The 16,796-nt window shown below is 27.8% G+C and carries 11 protein-coding genes and 1 other RNA gene; 10 read left to right on the top strand and 2 right to left on the bottom strand.

Annotated elements, in window-relative coordinates; translation table 11 throughout:
• Positions 1–11 precede the first annotated feature (11 nt).
• Positions 12–242, bottom strand: a complete 231-nt coding sequence (locus BUA90_RS02225; protein ID WP_072965771.1) for a hypothetical protein — start codon at positions 240–242, stop codon at positions 12–14.
• A gap of 67 nt (positions 243–309) precedes the next feature.
• Here BUA90_RS02225 and BUA90_RS02220 point away from each other — a divergent pair, with 67 nt between their 5' ends.
• The 9 genes from BUA90_RS02220 to brxL all read left to right on the top strand — a co-directional run bounded on the left by BUA90_RS02220 (position 310) and on the right by brxL (position 15,933).
• Entirely contained in the window at positions 310–999 is a 690-nt protein-coding gene (locus BUA90_RS02220) for a tRNA (adenine(22)-N(1))-methyltransferase (protein ID WP_072965770.1), read from the top strand.
• The gene (locus BUA90_RS02215; protein ID WP_072965769.1) at positions 990–2,108 is read left to right on the top strand and encodes a Nif3-like dinuclear metal center hexameric protein; all 1,119 of its coding nucleotides are present in this window, start codon (positions 990–992) and stop codon (positions 2,106–2,108) included. Before BUA90_RS02220 ends, BUA90_RS02215 begins: the two co-directional genes overlap by 10 nt.
• A gap of 75 nt (positions 2,109–2,183) precedes the next feature.
• Positions 2,184–2,529, top strand: an RNA gene (gene rnpB / locus BUA90_RS02210) — RNase P RNA component class A.
• A gap of 268 nt (positions 2,530–2,797) precedes the next feature.
• The gene (locus BUA90_RS02205) at positions 2,798–3,394 is read left to right on the top strand and encodes a DUF1819 family protein (protein WP_072965768.1); all 597 of its coding nucleotides are present in this window, start codon (positions 2,798–2,800) and stop codon (positions 3,392–3,394) included.
• Positions 3,395–3,976 (top strand): DUF1788 domain-containing protein, encoded by a 582-nt coding sequence (locus BUA90_RS02200; RefSeq protein ID WP_072965767.1) that lies wholly within the window; start codon positions 3,395–3,397, stop codon positions 3,974–3,976. It abuts the gene before it with no gap.
• A gap of 19 nt (positions 3,977–3,995) precedes the next feature.
• Positions 3,996–7,559 carry a BREX system P-loop protein BrxC gene (gene brxC / locus BUA90_RS02195; RefSeq protein WP_072965766.1) on the top strand — a complete coding sequence of 1,188 codons (3,564 nt, stop codon included), beginning with the start codon at positions 3,996–3,998 and terminating at the stop codon, positions 7,557–7,559.
• 20 nt (positions 7,560–7,579) lie between these two features.
• The gene (gene pglX / locus BUA90_RS02190) at positions 7,580–11,206 is read left to right on the top strand and encodes a BREX-1 system adenine-specific DNA-methyltransferase PglX (RefSeq protein ID WP_072965765.1); all 3,627 of its coding nucleotides are present in this window, start codon (positions 7,580–7,582) and stop codon (positions 11,204–11,206) included.
• Between the two features lie 97 nt (positions 11,207–11,303).
• Positions 11,304–13,859, top strand: a complete 2,556-nt coding sequence (gene pglZ, locus BUA90_RS02185; protein ID WP_072965764.1) for a BREX-1 system phosphatase PglZ type A — start codon at positions 11,304–11,306, stop codon at positions 13,857–13,859.
• Positions 13,860–13,884: 25 nt separating this feature from the next.
• Positions 13,885–15,933, top strand: coding sequence for a protease Lon-related BREX system protein BrxL (brxL, locus tag BUA90_RS02180; protein WP_072965763.1), 2,049 nt, complete (start codon positions 13,885–13,887; stop codon positions 15,931–15,933).
• 194 nt (positions 15,934–16,127) lie between these two features.
• Here brxL and BUA90_RS02175 read toward each other — a convergent pair whose 3' ends face one another.
• The gene (locus BUA90_RS02175; protein WP_072965762.1) at positions 16,128–16,412 is read right to left on the bottom strand and encodes a hypothetical protein; all 285 of its coding nucleotides are present in this window, start codon (positions 16,410–16,412) and stop codon (positions 16,128–16,130) included.
• A gap of 124 nt (positions 16,413–16,536) precedes the next feature.
• On the opposite strand from BUA90_RS02175, the gene BUA90_RS02170 reads away from it, so the two are divergent.
• Positions 16,537–16,796: transposase (locus BUA90_RS02170; RefSeq protein WP_143146258.1), on the top strand; the 260-nt coding region annotated here is incomplete at its 3' end.

The raw sequence follows: 16,796 nt of genomic DNA, 5'->3' as shown, positions 1-16,796 counted from the left end.
TTTATAATTTATTATTTATCATAATCCAGCCAGTACTGTTTTTGGCTTGCATACTGTATTTTCTTTTCTTTTTCTATATCATCTTCTTTACTGTCGAGTTTATCTTGAAGATAATGCATTATTTGGTCAGCTTCTTCTTCCCATTCATGAGTAGTACCGCCCCAACTGAAATGTACTAACGTAGGTTCATGTTTTTCACTATTAGAAAAATTTTCTCTTTTACTGATTTTTATCACCTCCATAATATTATTTTTATAAATATATATTTAATTATTCAGTTAAATAATAAAAATAAAAAGAGGGATGTATATGAAATTATCGCCAAGATTGCAAACAATAGCGGATTTAGTTCCTAAAGATACGGTTGTTGGAGATATTGGAACTGACCACGGATACATACCTGTATATTTAGTACAAAACAAAATAACTAATAAAGTTATTGCTACTGATATAAATAAAGGACCTCTTGATAATGCAAAAAAAACGATTGAAATGTATAATTTAAGTGAATTTATAGAAACGAGATTAGGAAGTGGACTTAAACCTTTTAAATGTAATGAAATTCAAACTGCAATTATTGCAGGTATGGGAGGTTTACTTATAGGAAAAATATTGGAAGAAAGTTTTGATATTGCAAAAACAATAGATACATTGATATTACAACCTATGGTAGCTCAAGATGAACTTAGAAAATGGCTTATGGAAAATGGATTTAATATAACTTATGAAAAATTAGCTAGAGAAAATGAAAAGATGTATGAAATTTTAGTGGTAACTAAGGGAAAGATGAATATGGAAGATGAAATATATTTTGAAGTAGGAAAGAAATTAATAGAAAGTAAAGACCCTCTATTAAAAGATTTTATTGATATGAAGATAAAAAAATATAATCAAATTTTAAAAATGGTAGAAAAAGAAAATTCGATTAATGCTAAAAGTAAGATGGCAGAATGTAGAGAAAAAATAAAAAAATTCGAGGAGTTGAAAAGATGTCTGTGAAATGCAGTAAAGTTATAGAGATGATGGAAGAATTAGCTCCTTCATTTTTAGCAGAGCATTGGGATAATGTAGGCCTGCAGATAGGAAGTATATCAAAAGAAATAAAAAAGATAATGGTATGTCTCGAAGTTAATAATAAAGTAGTAGATGAAGCAATCGAAAAAAAAGCTGATATGATAATAACTCATCATCCATTGATATTTAAGCCAATAAAAAAAATAAATTATTCAGAACCTATAGGTAAAGTAATTAATAAATTGATAAAAAATGATATTAATTTGTTTTGTGCACATACAAATTTGGATATTGCAGTAGGTGGAACGAGTGATTATATTGCTAAATTATTGAATTTAGATGATTTAAAGCCTTTAAAGATTACGCATAAAACAAAATATTATAAATTAGCAGTATTTGTTCCAAAAGAAAATATTGATGATGTAAGAGAGGCTATTTCACTAGCTGGTGCTGGACATATTGGGAAATATAGTCATTGTACATTTAAAACACTTGGCATAGGTACTTTTAAGCCACTTGAAGGTTCAAATCCATTTATAGGAAGTTTAAACAATTTAGAAAAAGTAGAAGAGTACAAATTAGAAACTATTGTTCCATCAAATAATTTGTCTAAAGTAATAAATCAGATGCTAAAAGTTCATCCATATGAAGAAGTTGCATATGATATATTTCCACTGGAAAATGAATTTGAGGTTTTTGGATTTGGAAGAATAGGTCATTTGACAATACAAAAAACTTTAAAGGAATTAGCTGTTGAATTAAAAGAAAAATTAAAAGCAGATGCTATTAGATTAATAGGAAATAAACATAAAGTAATAAGAAAAGTAGCTATATGTACTGGAAGTGGAGCTGAATTCATAATTGATGCATATAGAAGTGGATGTGATTGTTATATAACAGGTGATATAAAATATCATGATGCACAGTATGCTTCTGAGTTAGGGCTTACTGTTATAGATGCTGGGCATTTTGAAACAGAAAATATCATTTGTGAGTTTTTGAAAGAGTATTTAATAACTAAATTAAAAAGTAAAAATTATGATTTAGAAATAATAAGTTCAAATTTAAATATTAATCCATTTACATATATATAAATAAGAAAAAATTTCCGTTTGACAATGATATTTGTTCATGTTAATATATATCTTGTCTTTAAAATTAAATATTTACGAGTAAGTCAGATAGCCGCGTCACTTTATATAAGTGATGAGGAAAGTCCGAGCTCCATAGGGCAGGGTGCTGGGTAATACCCAGTGGAGGCGACTCCAAGGATAGTGCAACAGAAATATACCGCCAGTTTTTACTGGTAAGGGTGGAAAGGTGAGGTAAGAGCTCACCAGAGGCTAGGCGACTAGTCTGCTATGTAAACCCCACCTGGAGCAAGACCAAGTAGGGACTAAAAAAGGTGGTTGCCCGCTGCCGTCCCGTTGGTAGGTCGCATGAGCCTGCTGGCAACAGTAGGCCTAGATAGATGGCTATCTAATACAGAACTCGGCTTATAGACTTGCTCGTATATTGATAACATCTGCATTACAGCAGATGTTATTTTGATTTTGCCACCATTTAGTTTAGATTTTGATAACATAGATTTACAAGTAAATGAACAATACCATTAATTTGAAAGATATGACCATGTTTTATGGTCTTTTTTTTATAGTTTTGATAAAAGGTCAATGAAAATTAAATATTTTCGTATAAAGAATTTGGCGATTATAAATGTATATGTGATATAATTAAAATCAAAGTGTAAAGTGGACCGAGAAAGAGGTGAGATTGTATAAAAATGTTAAAATATACATCTACATTAAAATCAATGCCTTTTTTATATTTAGAACTTAAAAAGGCTGCAACTCTTAAATTACAAGGTTTTAATGATATTGACATAAAAAGAAAAGCCATTGAGGATAATATATTTTTAGTTAATACAGATAGTAGAAAAAAAGAAATTGCTTCAAAGATACTAAAAAGACTTAAAGTTTTAGATGAATTTTTGTTGGATAAAATTGTTAATGGTAATTTAGAAACTAGTAAGCAGGTGGCATTATACAGCATATTAAAGACTGATAGATTATTTTTTGATTTTATGATTGAAGTATATAGAGAGAAATATTTATTAAAAGATTTTATTATAACAGATAAAGATTTTAGTATCTTTTTTCAAAGGAAAGCAGAGCAAAGTAAACAAATAGCGTCATGGAAAGATTATACTTTTTACAAATTAAAACAAGTTTATAAAAGGATTTTAAATGAAGCAGGATTTATTAAGAAACATAAAAAAGATATAGAAATAACACCACCAATAATGGAGAAAGAAATAATAGATTATTTAAAAGAAAAAGGTGAGCAAATTTATTTAGAGGCTATGATAGGAGAGATATAGATGAGTACAATTTATGAAAGATTAGATCAGATTTTACCTAAGTTATTAGAAAAAAGGTTTAGAGAGAATAAAGGATTAGGAAATGAAATCGGATATTATATATTCGATTATGATCCTAAAGATGAAATAATTGTAAGAAAGCATATAGAATTTTTAAAACAGAAAATTAATAATAATGATTCTGAAATTCAAATAAAGGAATTTGATTTATATGAAATTATATTAGAAATATTAGAAAGCAAAGGCTATTTAGACAAAGTTTTTGATATGGAAAAAAAGAAGGGAACTGAATATATAATCAATGCTATTAAAAAAACACTTAGATTAACACAAAAAAATGATTTAGTGGTTGATTATATAGGAAAAAGAGTTGGTAAAAATGACATTGTATTTTTAACAGGTGTTGGAAAGGCTTGGCCTATTATAAGATCACATACAGTTTTAAATACATTACATTCGGTTATAGATGAAGTTCCACTCATTTTGTTTTTCCCAGGAACTTATGATGGCTTAGAATTGCAATTATTTAATGAGATTAAAGATGATAACTATTATAGAGCATTTAAATTAATTGAGAGATAAACATCAGGGGGGATAAAAAATGCAACTTAGAAAAATGTTTTATAAAGACATCGAGAGGGATATAAAAGGAGTTATTAAAATTGGTCAAGAAGATGATATGAATGTGTATCAGGAATTAGAAGAATATGTAGTTACTAAAGAGCTTTCAAAACATTTTAGTGATTTCTTTGAAGCATATAAAAAAAGTATTAATAATTATACAGATAAAATGGGAGTTTGGATTAGTGGTTTCTTTGGAAGTGGTAAATCACACTTCTTAAAGATTTTATCTTATTTACTTGAAAATAGAGAGGCTAATGGCAAAAAAGCCGTAAGTTTTTTTGAGGATAAGATTAAAGACCCTTTAGTTTTAGCAGACATGAAAATAGCAGGAGATGTTAGTGCTGATATTATTTTATTTAACATAGATTCTAAGTCAGATTCTGATTCTAAAGCAAATAAAGATGCTATTGTAAAAGTATTCAATAAAGTTTTTAATGAAATGCAGGGATTTTGTGGTTCAATACCATGGGTTGCAGACTTAGAAAGACAAATGGTTAAGGATAGTACATATGAGGCCTTTAAAGCAAAATTTAAAGAACTTTCAGGGAATACATGGGAAGAAGCCAGAGAAGATTTTTACTTTGAAGAAGATAATATAGTAGAAGCTTTAGCAGCAACAACGAAAATGAGTATTGAAGCAGCAAAAAATTGGTTTAATAGAGCAGAAGAAAACTATTCTTTAAGTGTTGAAAAGTTTGCTAGTAGGGTAAGAGAATACATTGAATCAAAGGGTGGAAATCATCATGTAATTTTTTTAGTTGATGAAATTGGCCAGTATATAGGTGATGATGCTAAACTTATGCTAAACCTTCAGACAGTAGTTGAAGATTTAGGAACACAGTGTGGTGGAAGAGCATGGGTAATAGTAACATCACAGCAAGATATTGATTCGATAACAAAAGTAAAAGGAAATGACTTTTCAAAAATACAAGGAAGATTTAATACAAGAATTAATCTATCTAGTGCTAATGTAGATGAAGTAATAAAAAAGCGTATACTACTTAAGAATGATACAGCAAAAGAAACATTGAAACTTTTATATGTAGAGAAAGAAGCGATAATAAAAAATCTTATAACATTTTCAGCAGATACACCAGAAATGAAAACATATAAATCAGTAGATGATTTTATAGAAGTATATCCTTTTATACCATATCAGTTTAATTTGCTTCAGTCTGTATTTACTGGTATAAGGCTTCATGGTGCTAGTGGGAAGCATTTATCAGAAGGTGAGAGGTCTTTACTTAGTGCTTTTCAAGAAGCAGCTATTGCATATGCAGATTGTGAAGAAGGAGTACTTATTCCTTTTTCAGCATTTTATGAAACAATAGAGGCATTTTTAGATTCTAATATTAATGCAGTAATCTTACATGCTCAAGATAATGATAATTTAACCAAGCAAGATGTAGAAGTTTTGAAAGTCTTGTTTTTGATCAAATATGTAAAAGAAATGCCTTCAAACATTGAAAATATTGCAACTTTGATGGTTAAACATATAGATGATAATAAAATTGAACTTAAAAAACAGATAGAGAGTTCTTTAAAAAGATTACTAAAAGAAACATTAATTCAAAAAAACGGAAATGAATATATATTTCTTACTCATGCTGAACAAGATGTAAATAAAGAGATTCAACATATTCCTGTAGATATGGGAGAGGTAATTTTAAAAGCAGGAGAAGAAATATTTAATGGTATATATGACGAGAAAAAATATAGATATAATGCAAGATATTATTTTGATTTTAACAAAATCATTGATGATAGATTTTTATCACCTCAGAAAAGTGAAATAGGGCTAAAAATTATCACTCCATATTATGATACTGGAGTTGAACTTACAGAGAATGAATTAAGAATGATGTCAGCAAGAGAGAATAATTTAATAGTTAAACTGCCAGCAGATACATCTTTTTTAGAAGAAATAGATCAGATCCTAAGAATTCAAACATATCTACAAAGAAAAGGTGGAACAAAATCTATTCCTGAAATTGAAGAAATAAAAATTAGAAAATCAAGAGAAATAGCAGAAAGGAAAAAAAGAGTAACTACATTATTAATAGAAGCATTAAAAAATGCGGATATATATGCTAATTTACAGAAGTTAAATATTAAACCAAAGCATCCTGTTGAAAGGATTAATGAAGGTTTTAAATATCTGATAGATAGCATGTATAGTAAATTAAACTATATAACTAAATTTATAGACAGTACTAAAGATTTACATGATATTTTACTAGAAGATAATATGCAGATTAAGTTAATTGATGATATGCCGAATAAATTAGCGATAGAAGAAGTAAATAGTTATATAGAAAGAAATACTGAGAGAAATATACCAATTACATTAAAGACGCTAATTGATTTGTTTTCAAAAGCACCTTATGGCTGGAGAGAAGATGATATAAGAGGAATTGTATTAAAATTGTTTAAATCACAAGAAATAAAATTACAACTTGGCAGTGAATACCTTAATACTTCAGATAAAGATTTAATTAAGTATATAACAAAAAGAGATTACTTAGATAGATTAATTATTAAAAAGAGAACAAAGACACCTGCAAAATATATTTCTAATGTAAAATATCTTGCTAAAGAATTATTTAATCATACAGCAATGCCTTCGGATGAAGATGGATTAATAAATAGATTTAAAGAACTTTGCGATAATGAACTTTATAAAAGTCCTGATAGTATTATGAAATTATTATCTGAGTATAGAGATGGTACTAGATATCCAGGAAAACAAATATTGGAAAAAGGAAAAAGTTTATTTGAAGAAATTATTAAGATAAAAGATGCAAAAGAATTCTTTGAAAGAGTATATGAATTAAAAGATGACTTATTAGATTATGAAGAAGATGTTTATGATGTTAAGAAATTCTTTAAAAATCAGAAAGAAGTATTTGATAAAGCAGTTGAAAAATTAGAAATATATGAGAAAAATAAGACTTATGTTGTAGATGAAGAAGCAATAAAGATAATAAGTGAAATTGAAAAAATTATTAAATCAGAAAGACCTTACTCACAAATTCAAAAACTGCCAAAACTTATAGATGAATTTGTTAGAAGATTTATCGAATTATTAGAAAAAGAATGTGAACCTGTGAGACAAGTAATAGTAAGTGATTATGAGAAGGTAATGAGAGAACTTGAATTATATGATTTTAAAGATGATTTAAGTTCTAAGTTTAAATCTCAATTTGACGATTTGTTAAACCGATTAGATTCTGCTAATAATTTCTATGAAGCCATTGCTATGAAAGAAGAATCTGATAGACTTAAAATTAAATGTTTTAATGAAATAGAAAAAGAAAAGGAAAAGAGAAAACCAGAACTTGAAGAATATGGGCCTGAAATTGTAAACGATGATTATGAAGAAAGATATAGAACAAAAAAAGTTGTAAATATCAGTATAGCAAATATTCTTCATTGTGCAACAACCATTGAAACAAAAGAAGATATAGAGAAACTTTTAGATGACATTAGAAGAAAATTAGAAAGTGAATTAAAAGAAAACACAATACTTAAATTGATCTAGACAATTGGGAGGAAATGACCATGAACAAAAGTGCAATAAAGAGTTTTGCTGTAAGAGCAAGGAAGAAACTAATAGAAGATATAACTCAAAAGGCTTATGAGTTGGGTATAACCAAAGAAGAAATAATGGATATAGAAAAATTTGAAGGTGGATTTAAAATAAAAGGTAGAGAAAACAGTAGAATATATAAAGAATATGAAATCAAGCAGAGAGAAAGATTGATAGAAAAAATTAAAGAAAAAGGTTTTGAGCAAGTTATTGAGGAAGTAGCATATACTTGGTTCAATAGATTTATCGCTCTTAGATTTATGGAGGTAAATGATTATCTACCAATAGGGGTTAGAGTTCTTTCTTCTGTTGATAAGAATAAAAAAGAGCCAGATATTATTAAAGAAGCATTAAACTTAGTAGAAGAATTAGATTTAAACAGGGAAATTGTATATAGACTTCAAGAAAATAATGAGATAGAAGATTTATATAAATATTTACTTGTAAAACAATGCAATCAGTTAGGCAAAATTATGCCAACAGTATTTGAAAAGATAGCAGATTATACAGAATTATTGCTCCCAGATAATTTATTAGCAGAAGGTTCTGTAATTAGAGATTTAGTAGAATCTATAGATGAAGAAGATTATAAAGACCAAGTAGAGATAATAGGGTGGCTTTATCAATTTTATAATCAAGAAAAAAGGGATGCTATATTTGATAGTAGTATGAGTAACCGAAAAAAAATTAATAAATTTGACATACCTGCAGCAACCCAAATTTTTACTTCAAAATGGATAGTAAAATTTATAGTAGAAAATTCTTTAGGTAGACTTTGGTTAGAATCTCATCCTGATGAAGAATTAAAGTCGAAATGGAAATATTATTTAGAAGAAGCAGAGCAAAAGCCCGAAGTACAAAAAAAATTAGAAGAATTAAAGAATCCAAATTTGAGTCCAGAAGATATTAAAATATTAGACCCTGCAATGGGTAGTGGACACATTCTGGTGTATGCATTTGATGTACTATACGATATTTATTTAAAAGCAGGATACCCAGAAAGAGAAATACCAAGACTTATATTAGAGAAAAATCTTTATGGACTTGACATAGATGATAGAGCAGGACAACTAGCGACTTTTGCCCTTATGATGAAGGCTAGAAGTAAGAGTAGAAGGATATTTAGAAGGACTATACAGTTAAATGTTTGTTCTATTCAAGAAAGTAATGGTATACCGAAAGAAGCAATAGATTATTTTGTAAAGGAAGATGAAGCATTAAGAAGAAATGTAGAATATTTGATTGAAGTATTTAATGATGCAAAGGAATATGGTTCAATACTAGAAGTTAAAAAAATAGATTTTGATGTTATTAAGAGAAGATTGGAAGAAATTAGAGATAGTGAAACAGTAAATTTATTTGAACTTCAATATAAAGAAGTTATTTTAGAAAAGTTGCCTCCACTTATTAAACAAGCAAAGATTATGTCGAATAAATATCAAATTTTAGTTACTAATCCACCATATATGGGAAATGGTAGAATGGGGGAAAAACTAAAAGGTTATATTAAACAATACTATAATGGTATAAAAACTGATTTATTTGCTGTATTTATTAAAAAAAGTATAAAATGGATAGAGAAGACTGGATTTATTGGTCTTGTTACTCCATTTGTTTGGTGGTTTATAAAATCATATGAAGAATTAAGAGATTATATATTGAAGAACACTACAATAACTGCATTAGTTCAATTAGAATATAATGCTTTTGAAGGAGCCACTATACCTGTAGGAACTTTTGTATTAAGAAATAAACTACTAAATACGAAAGGACAGTTTATTAAACTTTCTGAGTTTAAGGGTATACATAATCAGCCAATAAAAACATTAGAAGCAATTAAAAATCCTAATGTAAATTATAGATATAGTTGTAATCAAAAAGGATTTGAAAAAATACCGGGTAAGCCATTTGCATATTGGGTAACTGATAGAGTCATTGAGGTTTTTGCAAATAGCAGTAAATTAGGAGATATTGCAGAAACAAGACTTGGTATGGCAACAGCAGATAATAATAGGTTTTTGAGATATTGGAGTGAGGTTGATTATAACAAAGTGGGTTTTGGGTTTAAGGATAGAGAACAAGCGAAAGAAAGTGGATTAAAGTGGTTTCCATATAATAAAGGTGGAGATTTTAGAAAGTGGTACGGGAACAATGAATATGTTGTTAACTGGGAAAATGATGGACAAGAAATCCGAAACTTCAAGGATGAAAAAACAGGACGAATAAAATCGCATAATTATAATTTAGATTATATATTCAAAAGTTGTATTACTTGGTCATTTATAAGTTCGACAAGTTTTGGAGTAAGATTTTGTGAAGAAGGCTTCCTTTTTGATGTCGGTGGTTCATCAATGTTCCTAAATAATAATTATATATTATATTTATGTGCATTTTTAAATTCAAAATTAACATTTGATTTTTTAAAAATACAAAATCCAACATTAAATTTTCAGCCAGGAAATTTAGCGAATTTACCTATAATAAATGATGTTAGCCAGAGTACGAAAGAAAGAATAGAACAATTAGCAAAAATTTGCATTGAAATAAGTAAGAATGATTGGGATTCATTTGAAACCTCATGGGATTTTAAGAAACATCCTCTATTAGCCCATAAAAATGATGCTACTACAATAGAAGAAGCTTTTAATAACTGGTTAGAATTTACAGAAAGACAGTTTAATAGGTTAAAGGCATATGAAGAAGAACTAAATAGAATATTCATTGAAATCTACGGATTACAAGACGAACTAACACCTGAAGTAGAAGATAAAGATATTACTATTAGAAAAGCCGATAGAGAAAGAGATATTAAATCATTCATATCCTATGCAGTAGGATGTATGTTTGGTCGCTATTCATTAGATGAAGAAGGATTAATTTATGCAGGTGGAGAGTTTAAAGATAAATTTAAAATTGAGAATGGACAACTTATGATTAATACAAAAGAAGGATTGAAAAAGTCATCTATAGATGTGACTATGGACAATGTTATACCAATTACGGATGATGATTACTTTGAGGATGATATTGTAAATAGATTTGTAGAATTTGTTAAAGTAGCCTTTGGAGAGAAGACATTAGAGGAAAATCTTGATTATATTGCAGAGACTTTAGGAAAGAAAACAAATGAAACCTCAAGGCAGACTATAAGAAGATATTTCTTAAAAGATTTTTATAAAGACCATGTAAAAACATATAAGAAAAGACCTATTTATTGGCTATTTGACAGTGGAAAAGAAAATGGATTTAAGGCTCTTATATATATGCATAGATATAATTCTTCAACAGTAGCGAGAGTTAGAACAGATTATCTTCATAAACTTCAAAAGAAATATGAAGCAGAAGTAAAGAGATTAGATATTTTAATTGAGTCTGATATATCAACAAAAGAAAAAACTGCTGCAAGGAGAAGAAAAGAGAAAATTAACAGACAAATAGTAGAATGTATGACTTATGACCAAGTCATTGCTTACATTGCAAATAAAAGGATTGAAATAGATTTAGATGATGGTGTAAAAGTAAATTATGCAAAGTTTCAAGATATAAAAATATCTCAATTAGAAGAAAAGAAACTACCGAATTTATTAGCTAAGATTTAAGATAGAAATTTTAAGGCAGGTTATGGGACAAGAGATTTATAGTTGGGCAATAGATATGGCTAATAAATATTAAAATGAGTTTCGAGGTGTTTAAATTATGAATCTAAAAGAAATAAAAAACATATTAGAACAAAATTTTGATAAAGAACTTTCGGATGGTAAAAATAGACATATAATTTTCTGGTATGATTCAGATGGTGAATTTGTAGAAGATATAGATGAATTAGAATTAAAAAATGCAAAGATATTAGAGTTAAAAGATAATAATAGTTTTTATATAAAATATTTATTAGAAAAATTGGATACGAATTCAAATTATTTAATATATTCTTCTGCTCCAAAGCCTTCTCCTAAGGAAAATTATCTTTTAGATATTTTAAAATACAGCAGTGAATTTTCTACTGATAAAGCAACTGTAATAATGAAAGATTTAGGGGTTAAAGATGATAGTTTAAGAAATACATTTAAAAAGTATTTAAAGTTTTTCGGGAATAAGGAAAGATATAAAAGGTTTGCATCATACAAATTAGAAAACTTTACTGAAGAGAAAATGCATATAGCAGTTTTGTCTACTATATGCAAATTATCAGTGGCAGATTTCGAATTAGTATTGAGAACTATACTAAAAGAAGAAATTAAAGAAGAAAATAAATATTTACAGGATATAAAAAGATTTGGAGACATAGATGTATTTTGGAAATTAGTAGAGAAAAAGTATGGATTCCATTTAGAAGATAAAAATCTTGAACATCTTATGATTATGTTTACTATTACTCATTTAAGTTATAATCTTGAAGAAAAATTACCTGATACTTGGGAAAAATTTATATCAAATAAGCAGTCTGATGCAATAGTGTTTTTAAGTCATTTTATAAATCATTCAGTTGATAGTGAAATTTACGATATTCTTGCTGATAGAATTGAAAAGAAAATTAATTTAAAAAAATATTTATCAAGGTGGAATATAGAAAATTATATTAATTGTGATACTTTTAGAGCATTTGATGAAGAAATAATATCCAAATTAATAAATAATTTGATAGAAAGAATTGGCGAATATGAGAAATATAGAAAAATTATAAATGGTAGAAGGACAAGTCATTGGTTTAACAAATATAAGTATGAGTATGAAGCAATATATTATGCTATGGAGATTTTAAGATTAGAAAATAAACTTCAAAAAACATTAAGAGGTTCGACAGCCTATGAAATGATAGAAAACTATGTAAAAGAATATTACTTATTTGATTATTTCTATAGAAAATTTTACATTTCGTATGATAAAATTCAAAACAAAGATAAATTTAGCAAATTGGTAGAATTAATAGAAAATACTTATACACATTGGTATTTAAATGAATTATCTATTAAATGGTCTGATATTATAGAAAGTGAATTGAAAGAAGATATTAGAATTAGTGGCATTACACAGCAAATAGATTTTTATGAGAATTATATAGCACCTCATATAAGAAATAATGAAAGAGTATTTGTTATTATTTCTGATGCTTTAAGATATGAGGCTGCTAAAGAATTTAGTGATATTTTAAATATACAAAGAAGAGGTAAGGCTGAAATAACTTTTATGCAGGGGGTTATACCTTCGTATACTAAACTTGGCATGGCAAGTTTACTCCCTCATAAAGAAATTATTATAAATGACAAGTCAGAAATTATAGTAGATGGAATTAATAGCCAAGGAACAGAAAATAGACAAAAGATATTGCTTAATTATTCAGATAATGCTGTAGCAATACAGTACAACGATATGAAAGATATGAGGAGAAAAGATTATAAGAAAATTTTTGAAGGCAAAAATTTGATTTATATATATCATAATGTTATCGATGCTGTAGGAGATAAGTCATTAACAGAAAGAGATATTTTTGAAGGTGTTGAAAAAACTTTTGACGATTTAAATAATCTTATAAGAAATCTAATAAACAATGTTAGTGCAACTAATATTTATATAACATCAGATCATGGATTTATATATAGAAGGTCAATATTACAAGAATTCGATAAAATACAGAAAACTGCTTTAAAATCATTAGATGAAAGTAGAAGATTTATTTTAACAGAAGATAATCCTGAAATAGAAGGAACGTTATCAATTCCATTAAATTATATATTTGGGAATAAAACTACTTTAAAAGCAATAGTACCGAAAGGTGTGGTAAGGTTTAAAGTACAGGGTGCAGGAGCAAATTATGTTCATGGAGGAGCATCTTTGCAAGAAATAGTTATACCAGTAATTAAATTCAAGAATATACGAAAGAATGAATTTAAATCTACAAAGGTAGAAGTGAAACTAACTAATATTTCAAGAAAGATTACTAACAGAATTACATATTTGGAGTTTTTCCAAACAGAAAAGGTGGAAGATAAAAAGATACCTATAAGATTAAAATTATATTTTGTAGATGAAGAAGGGAACAGAATTTCAAATGAGAATATTATTATTGCTGACAGTAGATCATCTAAACCAGAAGATCGTACATTTAGAGAGAAATTTACATTAAAAGACCAGCCTTATGATAAATCTAAGAAATATTATTTAATACTAGAAGATGAAGATGAAACAGTAGATAAAATCTATGAAAAGATACCATTTATCATTGACTTAGCAATTATAAATGATTTTGACTTTTAGTATATTAAAAAAGTAGGTGAAGAACATGGAAAGTTCTGATAAAACATTCAACCTTAATGAGAAATTAAATAAGTACTTTGCAGGTAGAGTAGTAAGAAAGGATTTAACTAAAAAGATTAAAGAAGGAGCCAATGTGCCTGTATATGTACTCGAATACTTGTTAGGAATGTATTGTGCTACTGATGATGAAGATAGTATAAATGAGGGTGTGGAGAGAGTTAAAAAGATTCTTTCTGACAATTTTGTTCGACCTGATGAAGCAGAGAAAGTCAAATCGAAAATTAGAGAATTAGGTCAGTATACGGTAATAGACAAAGTTACGGTAAAACTTAATGAAAAGAAAGATATATATGAAGCAGAGTTTTCTAATTTAGGACTTAAAGGAGTAGAGATAGCCCCTCATTATGTAAAAGAGTATGAAAAATTACTATCAGGTGGAATTTGGTGTATTTTAAAAATGAGTTATTATTACGATGAAGAAGTTAAAGAAATAAGTCCTTTTAATATATCAAAACTAACTCCAATTCAAATGCCTAATATGGATATTGAAGAAATATTTAATGGTAGAAGATATTTTACAAAAGATGAATGGATAGATGTGTTACTAAGATCTATTGGAATGGAGCCAACACAATTAAAAGAAAATGTTAAATGGCATTTGTTATGTCGTATGATACCTTTGGTTGAGAATAATTATAATCTTTGTGAACTAGGTCCGAGGGGAACAGGAAAATCGCATATTTATAAAGAAATTTCTCCTAATTCTATATTGATATCAGGTGGACAAACTACAGTTGCTAATCTTTTCTATAATATGGCGAGAAGAAAAATAGGACTTGTTGGTTTATGGGATGTAGTAGCATTTGATGAAGTAGCAGGTATAACTTTTAAAGACAAAGATGGAATTCAAATAATGAAAGACTACATGGCTTCAGGCTCATTTGCAAGAGGAAAAGAAGAAAAAAATGCTTCAGCATCAATGGTTTTTGTTGGAAATATAAATCAAAGTGTCGATGTATTATTAAAAACATCTCATTTATTTGATCCTTTCCCTGAAGCAATGGCATATGATACTGCTTTTTTTGATAGAATGCATTATTATATACCGGGATGGGAGATTCCTAAATTTAGGCCAGAATATTTTACAGATGAGTATGGTTTTATTACAGATTATTTAGCAGAATTTTTTAGGGAAATGAGGAAAAGATCTTACACAGATGCTTTTGATAAATACTTTAAATTAGGAAATAATTTAAACCAAAGAGATGTTATAGCAGTTAGAAAAACAGTTTCTGGACTTGTAAAACTCATATATCCTAATGGAGAATTTAAAAAAGAAGATATAGAGGAGATTCTAAGGTACGCTTTAGTTGGAAGAAGAAGGGTAAAAGAGCAATTGAAGAAAATTGGTGGCATGGAGTTTTATGATGTTCATTTTTCTTACATAGATAAAGAAAGTTTTAATGAAGAATTTGTAACTGTACCAGAGCAAGGTGGAGGCAAATTAATTCCAGAAGGAATAGGCAAACCTGGGCATGTATATACAGTTGGACATAGTCATTCTGGTATGATAGGAGTTTACAAAATTGAAACAGAAGTAGTAAATGGTTCTGGGAAATTTGAGAGAACTGGACTTGGCTCAAATAGAGATGCTAAAGAAAGTATTAATATTGCTTTTAATTATTTTAAAGCAAATAAAAAGAATATTAGTGGAACAATTTCGGTACAAAATAATGATTTTTTAATGCATATTCAAGATTTGCAAGGAATAGGAATAACATCTGAATTATCTTTAGCAGCATTTATTGCATTGTGTTCAGGAGCATTACGAAAACCTGTGCAAAGTCAGATGGTTATATTAGGTTCTATGAGTATTGGTGGAACAATAAATAAAGTTGAAGAACTTGCTAGTACATTACAAGTTTGTTTTGATGCTGGGGCTAAAAAAATATTGCTTCCTATGGCGTCAGCATCGGATATTAGTACTGTACCACCAGAACTTTTTGCAAAATTTCAGATAGCATTTTATCAAAGTCCTGAAGATGCGGTATTTAAAGCCTTAGGAGTGGAATAATGGTTTATAGCACAAATAGGCCATCATCATCTTTTTTAAAAAGATGTATGATGACCTTTTTAGTTTATTTTATTTAGTTTAAAAATTATTGTAATAAGGCCTTATTACTTAAGTAGTATTATTTAAGTTGGTTAGACTTAAATAATAACTATAAAATACTAATTAATTTTACACATGATATATATACTGCAACTTTATCCACCTTCTTCATAATAAAATGGTGCTGGTATATGATTATAAGTTATTTTAAAACCAAATAAATACCACATATTACCAAAAGAAGAATTTATGTCAAATGCTAATTCTTTTATAATTATTTTGATAACTTTTTCAATAAAATCATAAATTCCAATAGAGGCATAAAAAGTAAGGTTAATTTTATGAGCAACATTATTAGGCAAATAAACTTGATTTATATTTTTTGATTTTAATTCTCTTAAATAAGAATTGATTGTAGATTTTTTAAAATACTTTTCCACTTCTTCTAAGTTTTTTTCATTATATAACTCAATAAATTTTTTAATATTGTGGATAGGTTACACTTAATTAGACAGAAAAAACTCGGACATGATATAATAAATAAACTTAAATTGGAGGTTAATCATGTCTAATAGGTCAAAAAGATACAAAGAAGAATTTAAAAAACAGATAGTTAAATTAATCAAGGATGGTAAAAGTCCAAGTGAAATAGTAAAAGAATATAACATTGCTAGATCGACTGTAAATAAGTGGGTTAAAGACTATACAACATCAGGCTCATTTAAAGCAAAGGACAATAGAAGCCAAGAAGAAAATGAGCTAATAAGACTCAGAAAAGAAAATCAAAGATTAAAAATGGAGAATGATATTTTAAAGCAAGCGGC

Origin of the sequence: Caminicella sporogenes DSM 14501, from assembly GCF_900142285.1 — a bacterium.
GTDB lineage: Bacteria > Bacillota > Clostridia > Peptostreptococcales > Caminicellaceae > Caminicella > Caminicella sporogenes.
The sequence above is the reverse complement of the archived record's forward strand: the minus strand, read 5'-3'. Positions and strand labels throughout refer to the sequence as shown.

Excerpts from the sequence above, each read along its gene's own strand:
- BUA90_RS02225 (WP_072965771.1), bottom strand. The coding sequence starts at position 242 with ATGGAGGTGATAAAAATCAGTAAAAGAGAAAATTTTTCTAATAGTGAA.
- BUA90_RS02220 (WP_072965770.1), top strand. The coding sequence starts at position 310 with ATGAAATTATCGCCAAGATTGCAAACAATAGCGGATTTAGTTCCTAAA.
- BUA90_RS02215 (WP_072965769.1), top strand. The coding sequence starts at position 990 with ATGTCTGTGAAATGCAGTAAAGTTATAGAGATGATGGAAGAATTAGCT.
- BUA90_RS02205 (WP_072965768.1), top strand. The coding sequence starts at position 2,798 with ATGTTAAAATATACATCTACATTAAAATCAATGCCTTTTTTATATTTA.
- BUA90_RS02200 (WP_072965767.1), top strand. The coding sequence starts at position 3,395 with ATGAGTACAATTTATGAAAGATTAGATCAGATTTTACCTAAGTTATTA.
- brxC (WP_072965766.1), top strand. The coding sequence starts at position 3,996 with ATGCAACTTAGAAAAATGTTTTATAAAGACATCGAGAGGGATATAAAA.
- pglX (WP_072965765.1), top strand. The coding sequence starts at position 7,580 with ATGAACAAAAGTGCAATAAAGAGTTTTGCTGTAAGAGCAAGGAAGAAA.
- pglZ (WP_072965764.1), top strand. The coding sequence starts at position 11,304 with ATGAATCTAAAAGAAATAAAAAACATATTAGAACAAAATTTTGATAAA.
- brxL (WP_072965763.1), top strand. The coding sequence starts at position 13,885 with ATGGAAAGTTCTGATAAAACATTCAACCTTAATGAGAAATTAAATAAG.